The following is a 21,180-nucleotide window of genomic DNA, read 5'->3' on the forward strand; positions in this document are numbered from 1 at the left end:
TATTATTAAAATGGAGGTAGAATAATGAAGTACAGAAAACTAGCAAAGCTTGACTTAAAAGTTTCGGCACTTGGTTTTGGTGCCATGCGTTTACCAGTTATAGATGATGATTCAGCTAAAATTGATCAGAAAGAAGCAATTAAAATGATTCGTTATGGTATTGATAACGGCATTAATTATGTTGATACAGCCTGGCCCTATCATCAGGGAGAAAGTGAAAGAGTTGTAGGTAAAGCATTGAAAGACGGTTATCGTGAGAAAGTATATTTAGCAACCAAACTACCTGTTTGGAAATGTGAAACAGAGGCTGATTTGGATAAGTATCTAAATGAACAGCTAAAAAAATTGCAGGTGGATAAAATTGATTTTTATCTATTACATGCTTTAAATAAAGAGCGCTGGCAGACTGTTAAAGAACTTAATATTATCCAGTGGGCAGAAAAGAAGAAAAAGGAAGGAAAGATTTCTTATTTAGGTTTTTCTTTCCATGACAATCATGAGGTATTTAATAAGATTCTGGATGCTTATGACTGGGATTTCTGCCAGATTCAGTATAATTATTTAGATACAGAATATCAGGCAGGAAGATCAGGTTTGCAAAAAGCTTATGATAAAGGAATTGGAGTAATTATTATGGAGCCAATTCGTGGTGGTTGGCTGGCCCAAAAACCTCCACAAAAGGCCAAAAAATTATTTGATTCAGAAAACCCTGATAGAACTCCTGTTGAATGGGCCTTACACTGGATTTGGAGCCAAAAAGAACCAGGTGTAGTTTTGAGTGGAATGAGTAACATGCAGCAGTTAAAAGAAAACTTAAAGACGGCTTCCAAATCAGAAGTTGGACTTTTAAGTGAATCAGAATTTGAGATGATGGAAAAAGCTGCAGAAGAAATGAGAGGCCCAATAACCTGTACCCGCTGTGAATACTGTCTTCCCTGTCCTGAAGGTGTAAACATTCCAAGAAATTTTTATTTTTATAATCAGGCAAAACTGCTTTCTGAGAAAGAGAAAATGGCAGAAAAATATTTTGAAATGGATCAAAAAGCAAGAGCCAGCAGCTGTGTGGAATGCGGACAGTGTGAGCCTCAGTGTCCTCAGAATCTTGAAATTATTGAGCTGTTAAAAGAAGTCGATCAATATTTTCAAGAAAGTGCCTAAAATTTTTAAATAATTAAGATGATTAAGAAAGTTAAAGTAAAGGTAAGAGAGGAAGAAGGCAGTTTTAACTTTAATACAGTTTGATTTAAGTCACTTAAGGAGGAGAATCCTGTGAGAAAAATATTGTTTTTAATTTTTATTTTATTCATTTTTATATTTTCTCCGTCGGTATTATTACACGCGCAAAATGAAGGTGACATAGTTGAAGAAGTTGAGATTGATGAGTATCAAGGTGAAAAGCTGGGTTCAATTGATGATTTTAGAGAAAACTCTATTAAAGGAATTCAGGAAATAGATATTAATGAATACAGACTTTTAGTTGATGGCCTGGTGTCTGAAGAGCAGGAATACAGTTATTCGGAGCTTCAGCAAAAAACTCATATAAAAAAATTAGTTACATTAAATTGTGTAACTGGCTGGTCAGTTAAAGCCCTCTGGGAAGGGGTACCATTAGTTGAGTTGTTAGATGAATTAGATATTAGTAAAGAAGCTAATACTCTTATCTTTTATTCTCCTGATGGCTACAGTACTTCATTACCTATTAGCTTTATTCAAGAAAACAATATTATTCTTGCTGATAAGGTAAATGGGGTAAAGCTGCCGCCCAGACAGGGCTTCCCTTTTCAATTAATTGCTGAACAAAAATATGGCTACAAATGGATAAGATGGATTGAAAGGATAGAAGTGTCCAGTGATTCTAATTATGAGGGATACTGGGAATCAAGAGGATACAGCAATTCTGCTGAAATTGAATAAAAAATAAATTTATAATTCCGAGATTATTTAAAAACCTCGGAATTTTTTTGTTAAGCAATTTATGATATAATAAAATTGCCTGATAGGAGATGATTAGATGCTTAATAAAAAAGTTAAATTAATTTACAATCCAGCAGCAGGTGATCAATCTTTTAATTCTTCTTTAGACATGTTTTTAAAATATTTTCAGGCTGCTGGTTTTAAAGTAGATATTTTTCGAAGTATGGAGCCAGGTGATTTTGGGAAAGGTTTAAAAAATATTGATGAAGATTTTGAAGCAGTTATTGTTGCAGGTGGAGATGGTTCAGCCAGTGAGATATTAAATTTGCTGCAGAAAAAGAAAATAGATCTTCCTTTAGGAATCATTCCAGCAGGCACAGCCAATGATTTTGCTTCTTTTTTAGGGATGACTCAGGATATAGAAAAAAGTATAAAAAGAATTTTAGATTGGAAAATTCGTGAAATTGATGTAGGTAAGGTAAATGACCGTTATTTTTTAAATGTTTGTGTTGGAGGAATTATATCTCAGATAGCCCATGGTACAGAAACAGATATGAAAAATCGACTTGGTAAGGCAGCCTATTATCTGCAGGGATTAAAAGAACTGCCAAATATTAAGTCAATGAATTTAAAAATAGAAAGTTCAGAGGAAATAATTGAAGGTGATTTTTTAGGATTTTTTGTTTTTAATAGTAAGGATGCTGGCGGCTTTAAGAACATTGCTAAATTAGCTTCAATTGATGATGGTCTTTTCGATTTATTGGCAGTTAAAACAGGTAATATTTTAAAATTAAGTTCGGCTGCAGCAGATTTATTTAATGGTAAAGATATTAAGAATGACAAATTGATCTATCTTCAGGATAATTATTTAAAAATAACTATGCTCAATGCTGATAAGGAAGAGCACTGTGATATTGACGGAGAGAAAGGGCCTGCTTTTCCTTTAGAAATTAAATTAATTCCTTCAGCTCAAAAAGTTTTTACAGCTTAATTATTTGCTAAGGCAGGAAATTTATTTATTATCGCTAATTATATTATATACTTAGAAACCAAATTTACCCTGCTGCCAGGTAAGAGCCTCTCTCATTGTTTGGAGAGGTTTTTGCCATTTGAGTTGGATTGCAGTTATATCATAAATATCTTAATTAAAAGGAGTAAAATATGTTGAAATTTAAAAAAGCAATATTTATTTTAATATTAATACTGCTGTTTCCCACAGTAGTCCAGGCAGAAAAAGAAATAGAATTTTGGACAATTAGTTTAAGACCTCAGCATGACGAATATTTCTTAGAAAAAATTGAAGAATTTGAAAGCAAAAATCCGGACTTTAAGATAATCTGGGAAGATACAAACTTTTCTTCAATTAACCAGAAACTTCGTTATCGAATTGCAGCAGGAAATGTACCAGAGGTAGTAAATTTATCACCACAATTAATGGCTTCACTGCTGCAGGAAGATTTATTATATCCAATTTCTGACCTTAAACAGGATTACAGTCAAAATTATTATCCATTACTCTGGGACAACGGACTTTATCAGGGTAAATATTATGCATTTCCCTGGTATGTTAGCTCTAAATTAATGGTCTATAATCAAGAAATATTTAAAATTGCAGGTTTAGATCCCCAAAAAGAAATTAATAGCCAGGAGCATCTATTTGAAGCTGCTAAAAAAATAACAAAAGAGACCGGGGTTTATGCTTTAATGCCTCAGATAAAAATCCACCATGAGTTTATAGAGGCAGGTATAGATTTATTTGAAGATCAAAATAAAAGAGAAAAAGCTGCATTTAATACAGATGCTGCTGCAGAGATAATAAAAAAATATCAAGAACTTGCTGCCTTAGGTGTGATTCCAAAAGATAGTCTAAGTTCTGGCTTTAATATTGCTTTAGAACGTTATAAAAAAAATGATCTGGCTATCTTATTTGCTGCCCCACAATTTTTAGATGATATTGAACAAAGTTCAGAATATTTGAGAGAACAAACAGCTCTGGCAGCTATACCAACTGCTGAAGACGGTGTTGTTAATTCTCCTTTAATGAACTTAGTAATTCCAAAGGGAGCAGATTATAAAAAAGAAGCTGCAGAATTTGCTTATTTGATAACATCTGCAGAATCACAGCAGCAATTTAGTCAGAGAACTTCAGTTTTATCATCTGCTTTACCTAAAGAGGAAAAATTAAGAGCGGAAGCTGATAATAATGGTTTAAGTTCTGTACAATCTCTAAGTTTAAGAAACCAGGCTCAAAAAATATTAAAAATGCAGTTAGCCAAAAGTAAAGATCTAACTTTAATTCATCCTCAAGCAGATCAGCTAATAAAAATATTAGATCAAGAATTTGCCAGAGCATTTGCAAATAAAATTTCTGCTGAAGAGGCTTTAAATAATATGGAAAAGGCATGGAATCAAATTTTGAATGAGGAGAATAATAATGAATAAAAAAATAAATATAATTATTATAGCTGCTATTTTTATAGTTTTAGTATACTCTCTTACTTCAGCTGCCTATTTTGAACCTGATCAATATCGAAAATCATTATTAGAAATTAGAGATGCTGAAAGAGCTTTAAGTAATTTAAATCAGAGATTAAAAGAAGCAGAATCCGATTTTAGAATTATAAACAGTCAAGAAATTGAATCAAATTTAGATGAACTAAATGCTTTATATAAAGAAATAATAGCAGCTTATCAGCTTAAAAAAGACCGTACTGTACGAGAATTAGAATATACTATAACTAAAAAAGCAAGTGAAATCCAAATGAAAATAGTAGAATCAAAACCAGTTCAGCTTCGAGGATTTTGGTTGGATAATGGTACCTTTGCTGCCTTAAAAGACCGAAGCGGAGTTCAAAGATTGTTAGACACTGCTAAAAAGGCTAATTTCAATGTTATTTTTCCAGAGACATTTTATAAAGGAACAGCAGTTATTCCTGATAATGAATTATTTAAGCAGGACCCACAGTTTGAAAATTGGGAGGAAGATCCACTTAAGGTTTTAATTGAAGAAGCAGAAAAAAGAAATATAGAAGTCCATCCCTGGGTTTGGGTTTTTAACGAAAATACCAGCGGTAGACCGGGAAGAATCTTAAGTGAACATCCGGAGTGGGCCAATAGGGATAAAGAAGGAAATATTGTCACCTACCACAACTCAAGTTGGCTTTCACCAGCTCGAGAAGATGTAAAAGAATTTTTGCAGAAAAGATATTCATATCTAGTGGAAAATTATGATATTCAGGGAATAAATTTAGATTATATCCGTTTTCCAGAAGAATATAGAGGTAGTTTCGGTTATGATAAAAGTACTGCTGGTAGATTTAAAGAAAAATATGGAATTGATCCTTTTACAATAAATAGTTCAAGTTCTGAATTTGCTCTCTGGAATAAATATCGAGAAGGTTTAATCACAGAAATGGTAGAAGAAACTTCTAAAAGACTCAAAGAAATCGACCCTGAGTTAATAATCTCAGCTGATGTAATTCCAGGTCGAGATGAAGCTCGTTATCGGGCTCTGCAGAACTGGTCACTCTGGCTGGAGCAAGGATACCTGGACTTTGTCATTCCAATGACTTATACAGAAAATTTATTTTCTGAATTAAGCCGCTGGATTAAAGAAGACCGTCAGGTTATAAATTCTCCTCTTTATCCTGGTATATCAGTTTTCAAATTAACGCCTGATCAATTATTAGAACAGGTAGAAGAAGTTAATAGTATAAATCCAAATGGAGCATCTTTATTTGCTGCTGCCCATTTAACAATAAATGATTATCACAGTTTGGCTCAAGGGATTTATTCAGAAAAAGCATTATTGCCTTATAGGAATAAAACATCTGCTTTAAAAGCGATTCAACAATTAATTTTAAAAAGGCTGAATTTAATAAAGAAAAAAAGTGAAATTAATAATTCTGCAGTTATTCAAATTCGAGGCTATTTAAATAGCTTAGTCCAGATAAATTCTGATCCAGAACCAGATTTTGAAAAATTTATTTCAGCTTCAGAAATATACCTTTCAGAAAATGTCAAAAGAGTTTTAAAAGCAGATTTTGATTATTTATATGATCTAAAAAGACTGTATTAATTTTTATAATTTCTGAATTGGGGTGATAAAAATGAAAAGTTCTTTTACAATTGGACATTTATTTGGAATACCTGTAAAAATTCATGTGAGTTTAATAGTTATTTTACCTTTTTTTGCCTGGGCATTTGGCAGTAACATTATATATTTAACCGAAAACACTGATATTGCCAGGCGTGAGCTTATTTTAAACCCATATTTACTGGGATTTATAATGGCAGTGATGCTTTTTGTCAGCATTTTAATTCATGAACTGGCACATTCACTTGTAGCAAGAACTAAAGATGTTAAGACAACCGACATTACTCTAATGCTATTTGGCGGACTGGCAAACATTGAAGAAATATCTAAAGATCCCAAAAATGAAATGAAAATTGCTGCCAGCGGTCCTTTAACCAGTCTTTTTCTTGGATTTGTTTTTGTCTTTGTCGGCCGTTTCGCTCCAGAATTTATGCTGGAAGATCTCAGACTGATAATATTATATACCGGGCAGCTTAATATATTCTTAGCTATTTTTAACTTGATACCAGCATTTCCTTCTGATGGTGGGCGTATGTTAAGAGCCGTAATTGCTCAAAAAACCTCTTTTCGAAGAGCAACAGAAATTGCATCACGGGTTGGAAAAATATTTGCCTGGATATTTGGTATTCTTGGATTTATGAGCGGCAACTTTCTTTTAGTTTTTATTGCCTTTTTTATTTATATTGGTGCATCTCAGGAACATCAATTCAGCAATATTAAGCTTGCTTTATCTAACCTTAAAGTTAAAGATTTAATGACTAGAGATGTAAAGACAGTTCCGGTTAATATGAGTGTTCATCGATTAATTGAAAAAATGTTTGCAGATAAACACTCTGGATTTCCTGTTCTAAGGGATGATAAAGTTGTTGGGATTGTTACTATGGAAGATGCTAAGAAGCTCCCCCAGGATGAATATAGAAATACACCAGTTCAGAGCATTATGAATAAAAATTTACACTGTGTAAAAGAAGATGACGAATTATTTGAAGCATTTAAACTACTCTTTCAAAAAGATATCGGCAGGCTTTTAGTTATGGAAGACGAGCATCTTAAAGGAATAATCACCCGCTCAGATGTAATGACAGGATTAAGAGTCAGACAGTTAGAAAATATAAAGGTTGAAGATGATGAAAATATATAAAATAGAAAAGAGGAGTTAAAATGTTTTATTTAAAATCATATCTTATAGCAATTGTGGTCTTTTTTTCTATAGACATTGTCTGGTTGGGTGCTGTTGCCAAAAATTTGTACAGAGAACAGCTGGGTTTTTTGCTTAAAGATAATTTCAATATGACTGCAGCAGCAATATTTTATATCTTTTATATAGCCGGACTGATCTTTTTTGTAATAAACAGAGCAGTAGAATTATCAAGCTGGCAGTATGCATTAATTGCAGGTGCTTTTTTTGGCTTTATTACCTATGCTACTTATGATATGACAAATCTAGCAACTATTAAAAATTGGCCTGTGATGATTACAATAATTGATATTATCTGGGGTAGTGTTTTATGTGGAGCAACTTCTCTGGTAACTTATCTTTTAATAAACTATTTTAAAATTTAATTAAAATAATGGTCATAAATGTTTTGAAATCAAATAAAATTAAAATTTATTTGGGAAATTCATAATTCCTTCATAATTTGCTCCTATAATGAAGTCAGAAGTTAAGAAAAGCAAACAAAAAATACTTTAGGAGTGAATTAGATATGAAAAAATTATTAACAACTTTATTAGTGATGGTCTTTTTAGGAACAGTATTTACAGGCGCAGTTTTTGCTCAGGGACCGGGATCAATGATGAGTAGTTCAAATTATCAACCAAGATATGATGGCGATCAGCGAGAATATGGAGTAGGTTATAACAGAATTGAATTAAGTGAAGAACAGATTAATGAAATTGCTGATTTAAGAGAAGAATTTTATAATGAAACTGAAGAGCTAAGAGATCAAATGAGAGATTTAAACCGTGAAATAAGAGATCTAGAATTCCGCGGTGCAAGCTATGCAGAAATTGGAGAAGTTGAAGATGAAATTGAAGCTGTTTTAGTTCAAATGGATGAGAAAAGAATAGCTCATCAGGAAAAAATAGAGTCTGTCTTAACCGAGGAACAATTAGCAGCAATTGAGGAAAATCGCTTAAATTATGAAGATCGTTTCCAGGGCCGTTATAACAATGAATTTGGCCCAGGGCATCATATGGGTTATGGTAGAAGAAGTTTTTCTAATCGCGGTTTTGGACATCACGGTTTTGATGGTCACGGTTATGGAATGATGGGAAGAGGCTTTAATGGTCGAGGAATAGATGATAGTTTTAGATCAGGTAGAGGATTTGGTTATGGTGCAGGTTTCTGTCACTAATAATCTGTTATTAAATAAAAAGTTAATCATCATAAAAAAGGCCGGTATATACCGGCCTTTTAGTAATTTATAGTAGATTATATTTTAATTAAAAAGGTCACTCAAATCAATTTCAATCTCTAATTTGACATCTATATTATCATCGTTATCATCATCTTTATCATGGTGGTAGTCATCGTCATGGTCATCATCCCAGTCATCATGATCGTCATCCCAATCATCATCTTCCATATAACGATACTTTTCCTTTAATTCTTCATAAACATTATATTTACTGGCTCTTCTTCCCCGACCTTCTTTTCTAATAGTTCTGCCTGTATTTAAGTTCTTATAATAATAACTGTATTTGTTATTAGCATGGTGGACATCCAGCATTTCTACCATATTCCGATCCCTATAATAATATTCATATTTTTGGTTTTTAATCTCTATTTTTTCTTCAACACCAGTTCTTCTATTATTATATTTGTAATCATAATTATTTCCTCTGACTTTTATAATTTCAGTACCACCTCTAAATTCATATTTTTTATCATATTTTTTTGTATCTAAAGGTGGAAAATGTCTTTCTCTTTTGGGGTGTCTAAATCTGACTAATTCATCATCAAAAATAATTTGAGGCATACCATAATATCTGTGGAAGTCACTTATTCTTTCTCGATTGCGGACAAGATGATCTAAATCATCTCGGTCCAGTTTTTTGTCTGAATTACTGTAATAATATAAAATCAAACTGATATCTTTACTATCGAGACCTAATCTAGCCATATATTCTAAATCATCACTATTTACATCTTTAAAAACTCTGACAAGTAAATTTTTATCAAAATCATCCAGTTCTACAGCAGCAGCTGTAAGTGAAGTCAATAATAAAATACTAATTAAAATAAAGGAAATAAATTTTACTTTCATTGTTTAACCCTCCTTATATTTAAAATCAAATTTTTTCTCTATAATTTATTATATCGTTCATTAGTTTCAATTACAATTTTAAAGAGTTAATCCTGCTAAAAAATATTAAAGTATTTTTGATTAGATTTGATAAAATAGTTAATATATATTAAAATATAAATAGTTTTGCATTAGAGAGTTGTTTTTTCTTTTTTACTTAAATCTAATATTAAATTAAGCGAATTTCATAAAAATAAGCCTTGATATAACAAAGATTTTAATGATATAAAAAGGGCTTCACCCCATCTTGTCGAATTTAATAGTAGCACCCAAAAAACACGAAAGAAGGTGAAGCCCTATTAATAATATTCGACAAGAGTGTCTCTTTCCCTTTGAAGAATTACTAAATATATCGGAAACAGACAAATTAATTTGTATTTTAGATCCTATTGATCTTAAACCTTTAGTTGAAAAGATAAAACCTAAGTCCAATAAAGGACCATCTGGATATAATCCAGAAGCTATTTTAAGAGCTTTTCTGGTCCAACAAATCGAAAAAATTCCTAGCAGAGCAGACTTAGTAAGCAAAATTGATAGAAGTCCTTATCTCAGATATGTCTGCGGTTTTTCTACCACTGGACGGGTGCCCAGTGAAGCAACTTTTAGCCGCTATTACAGCAAATTATCTGAGACTGATGGACTGGAATCACTAATGAATGACCTCTTAGATCAAAGCATAGAACTTAATTTATTGGACACTGAAACAATGGCTATTGATGCTTCAAAACTAGAAGCATATGAGCGAGCTAAACCAAGGTCAAAGATAGATAAAGAAAATTCTTTTACCCCTGATTGGGGTACTAAATTCGACTCCCATAAAAATCAGACAACCTGGTATGGCTGGAAGATACATGCTGCAGTTGAAACCAAATCAGAACTACCAATAGCTTTAACTTTAACTCCAGCCAATCACTCAGATAAAACTCAAGCAATACCTTTAGTTAAAAAAGTTAATAGCTTTTTAGCTGAAAGAAATTTAACTAAACCCAAATACTGGACTATGGATTCAGGGTATGACTACACTGATATCTATGAGCATATTTTATTTGAACAGGAATCTCAGGCTATTACTCCAATTAACAAGCGTAACGCTAAGCAACCACCAGCTGGTTTCTATGATTTTAAAGGAACACCAGTCTGTAGTGGAGGTCATAAAATGTATTACTGGGGTCACTACAAAGGAGTCAACAAATTCAGATGTCCACATGTATGTGGTAAAGTTGACTGTATACACGGAACTAAATGGTGTTCTGATAAAAATTATGGTCGAGTAACTAAAACAAGACCAAAGGATAATCCAAGATACATATCAACTCCACATAGGGATTCTAGAACCTGGAGAAAGATCTACAACAAAAGAACCAGTGTTGAAAGAACTTTTTCCAGATTAAAAGAGCATCTAAATTTAGAAAACTTAACTGTAATGGGAGCCAAGAAAGTTAAAACTCATTTGCTATTAAGTTCTATCAGTTTGATAGCTGCAAGAATCGCAGCAGAGAAAATCAAGCTGCAAAATCAGATTTTAGCTGCTTAAAAAGTATTTTAAAGCATGATTTTAAGTTACCCAAGCTAAGTGCGTCTAAATTTTAGCAGTAAATCTATGGTAAATCATTAAAATCTTCAAATTTAAGTTAAAAGGCTTATTTTCATGATTCGCAGACAATATTTTTTTGAATTAAACTAAATTAAGCGTATTATGAAATTCGCTTAATTAAATAATATAAAATAAAAGCAGGAATAGTTATTATTATAAAGAATAAAATTATATAAGCTTAATTTTTTTTGATAATAGATAAAGGAGTGAAAAAATGATCTGGAAAGATGAATACAAAATTGGAGTAGAGCTTGTTGACAGCCAGCATGAAGAGCTTTTTAATCGCTTGGGAGACTTCATAGTTACTGTAAGAAGTGATCAAGAAAAAGAAGAAAAAAGGAAAGAAATAGAAGAAACTTTAAATTTTATGGGAGAATATGTAGTTACACATTTTAATGCCGAAGAAGCACTGCAGCAAAAACATAATTATCCAGACTATGAAAATCATCATAAAATACATGAAGATTTTAAAGCAGAAATTGCTGAATTCAAAGAACAGTATAAAGAAAATGATTATGATGAGGATTTTGTCTTAGAATTTAGTGGAAGATTATTAACCTGGTTGATTAATCATGTAGCATCAACTGATCAGGATATTGGCGAACATATTAACTCAGTTAAATAGAAGGAGGAAATTAATTAATGGATGTTAAATACTTAAATCCAATAATTGCAGCAACTGATTCAGTTTTTGAGACAATGTTATCTCTTAAGCCTGAAAAAGGAAAGATGTCTTTTCAGGAAGAGCTAATAACTGATAAGGAAGCAAACGTTATTATTGGAATGACTGGAGATATAAAAGGATCAATTGTCTATAGTTTTTCTGAAGAAATGGCACTAAAAGTAGTGGAAGCAATGTCTGGTATGGAAATGGATACACTAGACAAATTTGTGACTTCTGCTATGGGAGAGTTGGGTAATATAATTAGTGGTAAAGCTACAGTTGGTTTATCAGAACAGGATCTCGAATGTGATATTGTTCCACCTCAAATTGTAACAGGAAAAGAAATCAATATTACCTCTGAAGCTGATTCAGTACTTATGGTTAATTTTAACACAGATCTTGGCGATTTTGATGTTAGCTTTGCAATAAAATAAATTTCGATAAATTAAAAGAAAAGCTCCTTTTGGAGCTTTTTGTTTTATCAAGCAGGATTATAATTCTATCTCTAGAATAATAAATAATAACAGAATTAAAATAAATAAGATCTATTTTTTAATAATTTATTGAGATGGAGGCAGCAATTATGGAAGATACTTATCAATATAACAAATATAAATTTTTAGAGAAACTTTATACACCAATTGGAGTTTTAATGGCAGGTCTTTTATTGCAATTTTTTTACCCAGGAATAGGATTTTATCAGAAACTCTTAATTTATCTAATCTACATTTCAGCTTTGCTTTTATTTACTTTTGATACACTGCCGGTTATTATTAGCAGCTATAAGGTTTGGGATAAAGAAATAATTTTAACAAATAGAACAATAGTAGTTAAAGGTAATGATCATTTAAAAACAAAAGTTGTAAATAGAAAAGATATAGATAGAATTATTTTCAGATACTTAAGAGGGGAAGATGTTGAAATACCTCATTTTAGAAAACTTGAAGATATCGATGATAAACTCTATGAATTACCTGGAAGAAAATTTGTTATAAAATATGATGAAGGAAATTCAGATGACATAAAAACTGTAAACCCTGATAATGAACTAATTATTTATTTAGAACTACTCCCATCAGAATTTGTTGAAGACTTTATAAAGTGGTATCAGGCCGATATCGCTTTAGAATAAGTTAATATGAATTTTAACTTTATTAATATTTAAACTGCTTTTTAAAAATAAAAATTAGGGGAAGCGATTCAATTTGAATAATGAACTGTATAAAGAGCGAAAAAATAAACAGCAAAAAATAGCTTTAATAGTTTCTGTTTTAGTTTTTATTTTATTTGTTTTTTTAATGAAATCAGATAATGTCTTAGCTTATAGTCTTCTCTTAGGTTTAACTATAGGTTTTGCTATGCAGAAATCAAAAATATGCTTTACAGCAGCATTTAGAGATCCAATGTTTTTTGGGATGACTAAATTAAGTAGAGCTTTAGTTTTATCATTAATGATAACAACTATTGGTTTTGGAATAATCCAATTTTTAAGGTTTGAATCAGGTCTTCCAATAGGTGGAAAAATTTTAATTCCTGGTTTTTATATTCCAATTGGAGCTTTTATTTTTGGTCTTGGAGCTTCAGTAAGTGGTGGCTGTGCTTCTGGAACACTTTTTCGCTTAGGTGAAGGCTACCAGATGCAGCATTTTGTTTTTATAGGCTTTCTTCTGGGCTCACTTAGAGGAGGGCTTGATCAAAACTTCTGGGGAAATATGACTTTTGCAGATCAATCATTTCATCTAGCAGAATTTTTTAGCTGGAGCAGTGCAGTGTTATTACAGCTTTTTATTTTAGCTGTTATTTATTTGTTATTAATTATTAAAGAAGATAATTCATTAGAGGGATTTTTAAATAAATTTAATGCTAATTTTAAAAAAGAAAAATTAAAGATTTTATTTACAAAAATAAAAAATATTGTTTTACATCCGCTTAAATATCTAAGCTTCAATATTTGGCCTTACTGGATTGGTGCAGTAATTATTGCAGCTGCGAATATAATTTATTTTTATTCAACCGGTCAATATTGGAGAATTAGCACTGGTTTTATGAATTTAATTTTTTGGTTTTTATCAATTTTAGGTATTAGCTTTCAAAATATAGATTTTGAAATAATTGCTCCATTTTCTGATTTTATTTTTTGGTCTAATTTAGGTATAATATTGGGAGCTTTAATAAGTATTCTCTTAACAGGACACTTTAAATTTAAAAAAATGAGAAATAAAAAACAATTTATTTTAGCAGTTGTAGGTGGTTTTCTAATGGGATATGGTTCGAGAGTTGCTTCAGGCTGTAATATTGGTGGTTTTTATAGTGCGGTTTCATCTTTAGCATTAAATGGGTGGCTCTATTTACCATTTGTTATCTTAGGTATTTACCTGGGAACTAAGCTTTTAAGGAAATTAACTTTTAGCTGATAAAATATTTCGAATTTTAGTGTTTTTACTGCAAAATTTATATTTATTGTTAAAATTTTAGATTAAGAGATCATTTATAATTAAGGTTAAGATTTTAAATCTTCTAGTTCATAAAAGAAAGAAAGAATCTCAGCAATAACTGTATAAAGTTCTTCCGGAATTTCATCACCTACATTTAATTCTGCCAAGACTTGAACAATATCCTTATCTTCTTTGATAGGGATATTTTCTTTTTTAGCCTTTTTTAATATTTTTTCTGCAAGACTACCTTTACCACTGGCAATCACTTTTGGAGCAGTGTCTTTATTATGATCATATTTTAGAGCAACTGTTTTTTTTAGTTTTTGTTTCTCAGAACTTTTTTTATCCTCTGATGTCATAATACTATCCTCATTTCATTTTTATATTTTTATATCAATATGTCTATATTTGCCTTCTGAATCTCTGTTATTTAATTCTGGAAGCATAATTTTGTTAAAAAATTGACTCCCTTCTTCTTCAAAATTATCAAAATTATCAATACGAACTTTATTAATTTCAAAACCTTCATTATATAAAACTGACTGAAGTTTAGAAATATTATCTTTAATTAGTTTAGCTGTTTCATAACTTTCGGTGTAAAAGCTGGTATTAATATTTTTATTATTAATATTAATGTCACTTTTAATAGGCCCAATATTTTCGAATTCCAAAATAAAGGTTATATTATAGCCATCTTTATTTTTCTCTGAGCTGCCTTTTTTTGCAGTTTCTTTTTCTATTTTTAACATCAGAGAAGAGAGTTTATTTTCTTTTAATTTTACTGGAATTTCCAGTGCCAGCATTAAAGGGTTGATCTGTTCCTGCTGCTGTAAGTTAATTATTTTTTGACCTAAAAAATTATCTGCTATTTTATCTTCATTTTCTCCACCACTTTTATTAAAAAGTGAAACTATTTGGTCAGAAATTTTAGTGAAGTCATTTAATTTTGCTGCAATTTTAGCTGGTTCAGTATTTAAATCTAAAGTAGATTCATTTTGGTTAATAATTGAAGTTTTACTTTCAATCAGATTTTCAAATAAAAGGCTTTTATTATCAATATTATTTAGTGTTTCTTCAATATTTGAGTTTTGAAAAGTCATTTTCATTTCGGTAATTAAACTCTCATTTAAGGGAAGCTGATTATTTTCTAAAAAAGCAAATGACTTTAACAAAGCTATTTTATCTAAAGTAGATTCAATATTATTTTCAGCCATAAAATTATTTATAATTTTTATGGTATCAACATTAAAATTTTTAGCCAGAGTATCTAAATTATTTAAGATTATAGTTTTAGTTTCCTGGTCTAAATTATTAAAACTATTCAATAAATCAGGACTTAATTGATTATTGTTATTTTCAATAAAAGCTCTGCTATTTTGAAGTGCTTCAGTATTTTGAAAATTAGTATTTTGAGTTGAAGCCGCAGCTTCTTTATCTAAAGATACTTGAGATTTTTCGGTAAGTTCATTTAAATTCAAAATAGATTCTTTAATTTGGTTTAAATTTAGATTTTCCAAAAGATTAGCAAGCTGTTCTTTATTAAGAGAACTATTTGAACTAATATATTGTTCAAGATTAGAAGCTAAAGTACCATTATTATTAAAAATAGAGCGCAGTGCATCTATAAATTTTTCGGAGTAGGGGAGACCATTACTTTTTAAAAATGCAAATGCCTTGATAACAGCCATTTTATCTTCAGCATTTGATGCGGGTTTATTAGCAAGATATTCTAAAAGTTGATTTACAGTTTTTTCATTTAAAGGCATCTCTAGTTTAGCCCAACTGTCTAAAAGCATTTTTTGAGTATCATCTTCTAAAGAGGCAAGTAGACGAAATATTTCTGGAAGATGCTCAATAGCTTTATCATTAACTTTACTGTCATCTGTATTTACATTGTCAGTGTTTAAAGTCTGCCTCAAAATACCAATATCAAGTTTTCTGATTGGTGCTAATCCATTCAAATCCATAGTTTCAACTCCCTCAAATATTATCTATGTATTCATTGAATTCTATAAAATTGATTAAAATCCTTTAATTTGTTTAGATTAATATTTTTGAATAAAAAAATTAAAATTATTTTAATTGATGTTATTGACATTTGTTTATAATTATTATATTGTATTATTTAGATATTACAATATTAAATAGGAGGAATTTAAATGGAAAATATTGAGTCACTATATTACATTCAAACAAATCGAACGTTTACCTTACTTAGAAAATATGCCTGGATTTTCACCCTGACAGTTGCTGTTGGTGGTTTATGGTTTCCTAAATTAGGTCTAACTGTTTTACCAGTGATGGCTGGTTTATCATTAACATCTTTTTTTAAGGGGAGATACTGGTGTGGTAATATCTGTCCCCACGGTAGTTTATTTGATGCAGTGATGCTTAACTTCAGTAAAAATAGAGAAATACCCAAATTTTTTAAATCAAATTTTTTAAGAATTGCTTTTTTAGCATTTTTCTCATTTCAAGTTGGTAGAAAATTGATCAGAGTCATCGGTATTTATGGTCAGGCTCCATTTTTAGATAAGCTAGGGTTTATTTTTGTAGCGAGTTATTTAATGGTTACAGTTTTAGGAGGTATTACCTCAATTTTTTATTCACCCAGAACCTGGTGCCAGTTTTGTCCGATGGGAACAATTCAGCAGGCCAGTTATAAAGCCGGAAAAGCTTTAGGAGTAAATCAAAAAACTGATGAAAAGGTAACAATTGAATCCACAGATTTATGCCATGAATGTGGAATGTGTGCCAGGGTCTGCCCCATGCAGCTGGAGCCATATTTAGAATGGAATGAAAATGGTCAATTAGACAATGAAAAATGTATTCGCTGTAATACCTGTGTGGAAAACTGTCCTGCAGGAATTCTAGAAATTAAAAATGATGCAGCTTCTGATTTTAGTATCTGGGATGAAGGCGAATTAGATTATTATAAAAAAGATGAAATTTCAGCGGTAATTGAGAACATCGACGTACTTTCAGCAAATATAAAAGAATTTTCATTTAGACTGCAGAATCCAGACCGGATAGATGTAGAAGCTGGTCAGTTTATTCTGGTCAAAGTATCTGAAAAGCATCAGATGTATAGAGCTTACTCAATTGCAGGAATAGAAGATCAGGGAAGTTTAATTAAAATAACCGTGATGAAAGTGGCTGATGGATATGGAAGCAGCCTTATTTTCTCAGAATTTAGAGAAGGTCAGGAGATTGAACTTAAAGGTCCAATGGGTCATGAGCTGGTTATAGATACTGAAGTAGAAAATGTAATGCTAGTAGGTGGAGGTATTGGAATAACCCCATTTATCCCAATAGTAGAGTCTGTTGTTAAGAATGAGAATAAAATTAAAAATGCTAAACTCGTTTATGGAGTAAATGAAGAAGATCAGTTTTTATATAGAGACTTTTTTGAAAAAATGGAAGCTGAATCTGATAAGTTCGAATTTATTCCAGTAGTAGCCTTTGATGATAATTGGGAAGGTGAAAAAGGATTTGTAACAGATGTTATGGATAAATATGATCTAGATGATTATAAAATTTACATGTGTGGTCCAGGACCAATGGAAGCTGCAGCTCGTAAATTATTAGATGAAAAGAATTTTGATCAAAATAATCTCTATGCAGAATCAACATAGAAACTGAGCTAAAAATAACTTTCTAATTCAGATTAAGCTGCTTTAAGACAAATATTAGTTGATTAAAACACCCCTATTAATTACAAATAGGGGTGTTTTTTCAATTTTTAATTAAATTTTAAAAAAACTGTGTTATAATAGATTTAGAAAAATAATTTATTGAAGGAGGTAGAATAAATGTCAGAACACTGTGGAAACTGCGGCTGTGGTTCTAATGATTGCGGCAGCAGTGATTTAAGCGAAGCTCAAATAGAAGAAATGATTGCCGAAAAAGAAAATCACAGTCGAAAATACACTGTTGAATATAGAATTAGTTTAGAAGATATGAACTGCCAGGCAGAAGAGTTAATTGATCGAGTTAAGGCTTATACCGGGATAGTTGATGAGGTAGAGTTTACAGAAGAAGAATTGATTATTTCTTATGATGACCGTTTGGTTACTCCTGCGGAAATTTCAGATTTAGTTCAGTAAATTAATTCAATAAAAGATATTAACCAAAAAAGAAAGAGGGGGTAAAAATGCAGAGCCACGAAATAGACTACGAGATTATTGGTGATGATATGCAGGTAGTAGAGGTAGAACTAGATCCCGAAGAAACTGTAGTTGCTGAGGCAGGTGCAATGAACTGGATGGATAATGGAATCGCATTTGAAACTAAAATGGGAGACGGGAGTGAACTGAATCAATCTCTTTTAGGGAAAGTATTTGGAGCCGGCAAGCGGGTAATTACCGGTGAATCAATATTTATGACTCATTTTACTAATACCAGTTATTCTAAAAAGAAAATTGCTTTTGCAGCTCCATATCCCGGTAAAATAGTTGACCTTGAACTTGCTGACTTACCTCAAAATCAATTCACCTGTCAAAAAGACGCTTTTTTATGTGCTGCTTTAGGAACAAAGATAGATATCACTTTTAATAAAAGATTTGGTAGTGGTTTATTTGGTGGTGAAGGTTTTATACTCCAAAAATTAAGCGGAGATGGTAGAGCTTTTGTCCATGCTGGAGGAACTGTAGTCAAAAAAGAATTAAATAATGAGCAGCTAAAAGTTGATACAGGCTGTTTAGTTGGATTTACTGCAGGAATAGATTATGATATCGAAAGAGCAGGAAATTTAAAGTCAATGTTCTTTGGTGGAGAAGGTCTGTTTTTAGCAACGCTAAAGGGTAAGGGTACTGTTTACCTGCAGAGTCTACCATTTTCAAGATTAGCTGACAGAATTATTAAAAACGCTCCTAGGATTTCTGGTAAACAAAAAGGAGAAGGATCTGTTTTAGGCCAGATAGGAAATATACTTGATGGAGATAATTTTTAATAGAATTGTAATCTCCTTAACTTGCAATACCTCCCTGGATATTAGATAATATATATTAATACCTATAAAATATAAAATTATTTAAAAATAGATAAGGGAGGTAATATTATGTTAACTTTAAAACAAATAAAAGCAAATCCTGATTTTCAGCATATGATCAAGGAAGCAAACCATTATCTTTCAGAAAAAGGATATACAGAGCATGGATTTAGACACGTTAACTATGTATCTGAAACTACAGAAAGAATCTTAAGAAATTTGGGATTTGATAAAAAAACAGTAGAACTTGGTGCAATTGCTGGTTATTTGCATGATGTCGGTAATATGTTTAATAGAAAACACCATGGTATATCAGGAGCTAATATTGTTTATACAGAGCTGCGGCGAATGGATGTGCCTTTAGCAGATATAACTAAAATTACAACAGCAATTGCAAATCATGATGTTGATATTGGTAAAGCTGTAAGTCCGATTACAGCCGCTTTAATTTTGGCTGATAAAAGTGATGCTCACAGAACTAGAGTTAACAAAAAAGATTCTACATTTATTCATGACCGGGTTAATCTAGCGATCATGGATTCAACAATTGCTGTTGATGCAGAAGACGAAACCATAACTTTGAGTATTGATTATGATTCTTCAATCAGTCAGGTAATGGATTATTTCGAAATTTATTTATCTAGAATGGAGATGTGCAAAGAGGCATCTAAATATTTAGGCTGTCGTTTCAGACTGCTGATTAATGATTTAGAGCTTTTAGGACATGTTAATTATCAAGAAGATTAAGTTATATAATTTAAGATTATTCTAAATTGAGGAAGGTAATTATGTTTTATAAATTTTTATTGATCTTTATTTTGGTTCCATTAATTGAGTTATATTTTTTACTGGAAATCAGCCAATTTATTGGTGTTTTTACAACTGTAATGGTTATTGTTTTTACCGGAGCTGCTGGAGTTAGTATTGCTAAAAGACAGGGCTATCAGGTGGTAAATAACATCAGAAGCACGCTTAATGCTGGTAAAATGCCAACAGATGATTTAATAAGTGCTTTATTAATTTTAATTGGTGGGGTTACACTTCTAACTCCGGGTTTTTTAACAGATATAACAGGTTTTCTTTTGATTTTACCTGGTTCAAGAGATTTAATTGGATCAGTTGTAAAAAAATACTTCCTCAAGTATGTTAAAGCAAATAAAGTGGAAGTACATTATGGAAGTCAGTTTAATCAGCATCGAAACAATAGTCAAAGAACTAATAGTGATGAAGATTATAAAGAAGATTTTATTGATGTAGAAGCTGAAAAAGTAGAAGAAGAATAAAAATCAATAGCTACCAAAAAAGGAGCCAGTTTAAACTGGCTCCTTAATAATTTTATTTAATTTATGCATTTTGATAGAGCAGACGATGTCTTAAATTGAATACATGAGCAAAAGCATAATTTTCTTCAAGCTGCATTTCATATACCAATTTATTTGTCATTAAAACACAAATTCTAAAAGCTGATTCAATATCATTTTTAAAACTGTATTTTTGCTTCAAAAATTCTTCATGTTCTTTTTCAATAAAAGTTTCTAAATCATTTCTGTAAACAAATTTCTCTTCCAGTTCCTTTTTGAAAAAATCTGGATGAAGATTTTGAGCGACCTGATTCAATTTCCATTCATGAAAGATATGAACTGTCTTTTCCCATAAAGTTCCCGGGTCAAGATCTGGATCATTATGTGCCCTACAAAAATAATCTGCAATATAGTGGAATAACTCTCCTAATTTAACTGCAAATCTATATGGATTCTGATCAGGATTCATTTTCTTTAAGTCAGCAAATTGTTCATAAAAATTTTCCATTGTTTCGTCTTTAAAATGACTTATATCTCCTTCAATGAAATCAGGTTTCATGCTTCCCCAGGCCAGTGCCATTTTTGAAAGCCAGATATCATTTTTAGCAAAATGATCGTGAATTTTATAAGCCAACATTTTGTGTGTTCTAGTATCCAGTTTAAATACCTCCCGGTAATTTGTCTCATTTCTAAACATTACGATATTACAAGTTTATCACAATGAAAACCAATTAGCAAATGGATTTTTTTACCATTAAACTTCATATAAATAATTAATCTATTTTTAATTATATTAAAAATAAAGCTGAGAATAAGTAAAGTATTTACTAAAAATAAGTTTCTCAATATTTGACATTTAGGAAAACTATGTTATAATA

Annotated in this window: 22 protein-coding genes and 1 pseudogene; 19 read left to right on the plus strand and 4 right to left on the minus strand. The window is 31.0% G+C overall.

What is annotated here, in order from left to right:
* The first annotated feature begins 24 nt into the window (after window positions 1-24).
* The 8 genes from ACZ446_RS05150 (at window position 25) to ACZ446_RS05185 (ending at window position 8,367) form a co-directional block, all read left to right on the plus strand.
* A complete protein-coding gene (locus ACZ446_RS05150; protein WP_464394050.1) occupies window positions 25-1,158 on the plus strand; it encodes an aldo/keto reductase in 1,134 nt (377 codons plus the stop codon).
* 111 nt (window positions 1,159-1,269) lie between these two features.
* Window positions 1,270-1,914, plus strand: coding sequence for a molybdopterin-dependent oxidoreductase (locus ACZ446_RS05155; protein WP_464394051.1), 645 nt, complete (start codon window positions 1,270-1,272; stop codon window positions 1,912-1,914).
* A 97-nt stretch (window positions 1,915-2,011) separates the two neighbouring features.
* Window positions 2,012-2,905 (plus strand): diacylglycerol/lipid kinase family protein, encoded by an 894-nt coding sequence (locus ACZ446_RS05160; protein WP_464394052.1) that lies wholly within the window; start codon window positions 2,012-2,014, stop codon window positions 2,903-2,905.
* Between the two features lie 170 nt (window positions 2,906-3,075).
* A complete protein-coding gene (locus tag ACZ446_RS05165) occupies window positions 3,076-4,356 on the plus strand; it encodes an ABC transporter substrate-binding protein (protein WP_464394053.1) in 1,281 nt (426 codons plus the stop codon).
* Entirely contained in the window at window positions 4,349-5,992 is a 1,644-nt protein-coding gene (locus ACZ446_RS05170) for a glycoside hydrolase family 10-like protein (protein ID WP_464394054.1), read from the plus strand. The genes ACZ446_RS05165 and ACZ446_RS05170 overlap by 8 nt, the downstream gene beginning before the upstream one ends.
* Before the next feature lie 31 nt (window positions 5,993-6,023).
* Window positions 6,024-7,151 carry a CBS domain-containing protein gene (locus ACZ446_RS05175; RefSeq protein ID WP_464394055.1) on the plus strand — a complete coding sequence of 376 codons (1,128 nt, stop codon included), beginning with the start codon at window positions 6,024-6,026 and terminating at the stop codon, window positions 7,149-7,151.
* 20 nt (window positions 7,152-7,171) lie between these two features.
* Window positions 7,172-7,573: a DUF2177 family protein gene (locus ACZ446_RS05180; RefSeq protein WP_464394056.1), complete on the plus strand. Its 402-nt coding sequence runs from the start codon at window positions 7,172-7,174 to the stop codon at window positions 7,571-7,573.
* 143 nt (window positions 7,574-7,716) lie between these two features.
* Window positions 7,717-8,367 carry a Spy/CpxP family protein refolding chaperone gene (locus ACZ446_RS05185; RefSeq protein WP_464394057.1) on the plus strand — a complete coding sequence of 217 codons (651 nt, stop codon included), beginning with the start codon at window positions 7,717-7,719 and terminating at the stop codon, window positions 8,365-8,367.
* 84 nt (window positions 8,368-8,451) lie between these two features.
* On the opposite strand, the gene ACZ446_RS05190 is transcribed toward ACZ446_RS05185, so the two are convergent.
* Window positions 8,452-9,279, minus strand: coding sequence for a hypothetical protein (locus ACZ446_RS05190; protein WP_464394058.1), 828 nt, complete (start codon window positions 9,277-9,279; stop codon window positions 8,452-8,454).
* A gap of 454 nt (window positions 9,280-9,733) precedes the next feature.
* Between ACZ446_RS05190 and ACZ446_RS05195 the strand changes: the two are divergent.
* The 6 genes and pseudogenes from ACZ446_RS05195 to ACZ446_RS05220 all read left to right on the plus strand — a co-directional run.
* Window positions 9,734-9,877: pseudogene (locus ACZ446_RS05195) on the plus strand (transposase); the annotation flags it as partial.
* Between the two features lie 24 nt (window positions 9,878-9,901).
* Window positions 9,902-10,852: a transposase gene (locus ACZ446_RS05200; protein ID WP_464393965.1), complete on the plus strand. Its 951-nt coding sequence runs from the start codon at window positions 9,902-9,904 to the stop codon at window positions 10,850-10,852.
* A gap of 274 nt (window positions 10,853-11,126) precedes the next feature.
* Window positions 11,127-11,537, plus strand: a complete 411-nt coding sequence (locus ACZ446_RS05205) for a bacteriohemerythrin (protein WP_464394059.1) — start codon at window positions 11,127-11,129, stop codon at window positions 11,535-11,537.
* A gap of 17 nt (window positions 11,538-11,554) precedes the next feature.
* On the plus strand, window positions 11,555-12,010 hold the full coding sequence (locus tag ACZ446_RS05210; protein WP_464394060.1) for a chemotaxis protein CheX: 456 nt from the start codon (window positions 11,555-11,557) through the stop codon (window positions 12,008-12,010).
* A 149-nt stretch (window positions 12,011-12,159) separates the two neighbouring features.
* Window positions 12,160-12,708 (plus strand): hypothetical protein, encoded by a 549-nt coding sequence (locus ACZ446_RS05215; protein ID WP_464394061.1) that lies wholly within the window; start codon window positions 12,160-12,162, stop codon window positions 12,706-12,708.
* A gap of 73 nt (window positions 12,709-12,781) precedes the next feature.
* Window positions 12,782-13,990, plus strand: coding sequence for a YeeE/YedE family protein (locus ACZ446_RS05220; RefSeq protein WP_464394062.1), 1,209 nt, complete (start codon window positions 12,782-12,784; stop codon window positions 13,988-13,990).
* Window positions 13,991-14,076: 86 nt separating this feature from the next.
* Here ACZ446_RS05220 and ACZ446_RS05225 read toward each other — a convergent pair whose 3' ends face one another.
* Together ACZ446_RS05225 and ACZ446_RS05230 are read right to left on the minus strand one after the other, a co-directional pair.
* Complete coding sequence (locus ACZ446_RS05225; RefSeq protein ID WP_464394063.1) at window positions 14,077-14,370, minus strand: EscU/YscU/HrcU family type III secretion system export apparatus switch protein; 294 nt, start codon at window positions 14,368-14,370, stop codon at window positions 14,077-14,079.
* A gap of 21 nt (window positions 14,371-14,391) precedes the next feature.
* Window positions 14,392-15,978: a flagellar hook-length control protein FliK gene (locus ACZ446_RS05230; RefSeq protein ID WP_464394064.1), complete on the minus strand. Its 1,587-nt coding sequence runs from the start codon at window positions 15,976-15,978 to the stop codon at window positions 14,392-14,394.
* A 192-nt stretch (window positions 15,979-16,170) separates the two neighbouring features.
* Between ACZ446_RS05230 and ACZ446_RS05235 the strand changes: the two genes are divergently transcribed.
* The 5 genes from ACZ446_RS05235 to ACZ446_RS05255 all read left to right on the plus strand — a co-directional run bounded on the left by ACZ446_RS05235 (window position 16,171) and on the right by ACZ446_RS05255 (window position 20,284).
* On the plus strand, window positions 16,171-17,646 hold the full coding sequence (locus ACZ446_RS05235; protein ID WP_464394065.1) for a 4Fe-4S binding protein: 1,476 nt from the start codon (window positions 16,171-16,173) through the stop codon (window positions 17,644-17,646).
* 177 nt (window positions 17,647-17,823) lie between these two features.
* The gene (locus ACZ446_RS05240; protein WP_464394066.1) at window positions 17,824-18,117 is read left to right on the plus strand and encodes a hypothetical protein; all 294 of its coding nucleotides are present in this window, start codon (window positions 17,824-17,826) and stop codon (window positions 18,115-18,117) included.
* Window positions 18,118-18,164: 47 nt separating this feature from the next.
* Complete coding sequence (locus ACZ446_RS05245) at window positions 18,165-18,962, plus strand: TIGR00266 family protein (protein ID WP_464394067.1); 798 nt, start codon at window positions 18,165-18,167, stop codon at window positions 18,960-18,962.
* Between the two features lie 108 nt (window positions 18,963-19,070).
* Complete coding sequence (locus ACZ446_RS05250; protein ID WP_464394068.1) at window positions 19,071-19,748, plus strand: HDIG domain-containing metalloprotein; 678 nt, start codon at window positions 19,071-19,073, stop codon at window positions 19,746-19,748.
* Between the two features lie 41 nt (window positions 19,749-19,789).
* Window positions 19,790-20,284, plus strand: a complete 495-nt coding sequence (locus tag ACZ446_RS05255; protein WP_464394069.1) for an FxsA family protein — start codon at window positions 19,790-19,792, stop codon at window positions 20,282-20,284.
* Between the two features lie 61 nt (window positions 20,285-20,345).
* Here the strand turns inward: ACZ446_RS05255 and ACZ446_RS05260 are convergent, their stop codons facing one another.
* Window positions 20,346-20,939, minus strand: coding sequence for a zinc dependent phospholipase C family protein (locus ACZ446_RS05260; protein WP_464394070.1), 594 nt, complete (start codon window positions 20,937-20,939; stop codon window positions 20,346-20,348).
* Window positions 20,940-21,180 lie beyond the last annotated feature (241 nt).

The sequence above is a fragment of the Halanaerobium sehlinense genome, assembly GCF_055379485.1.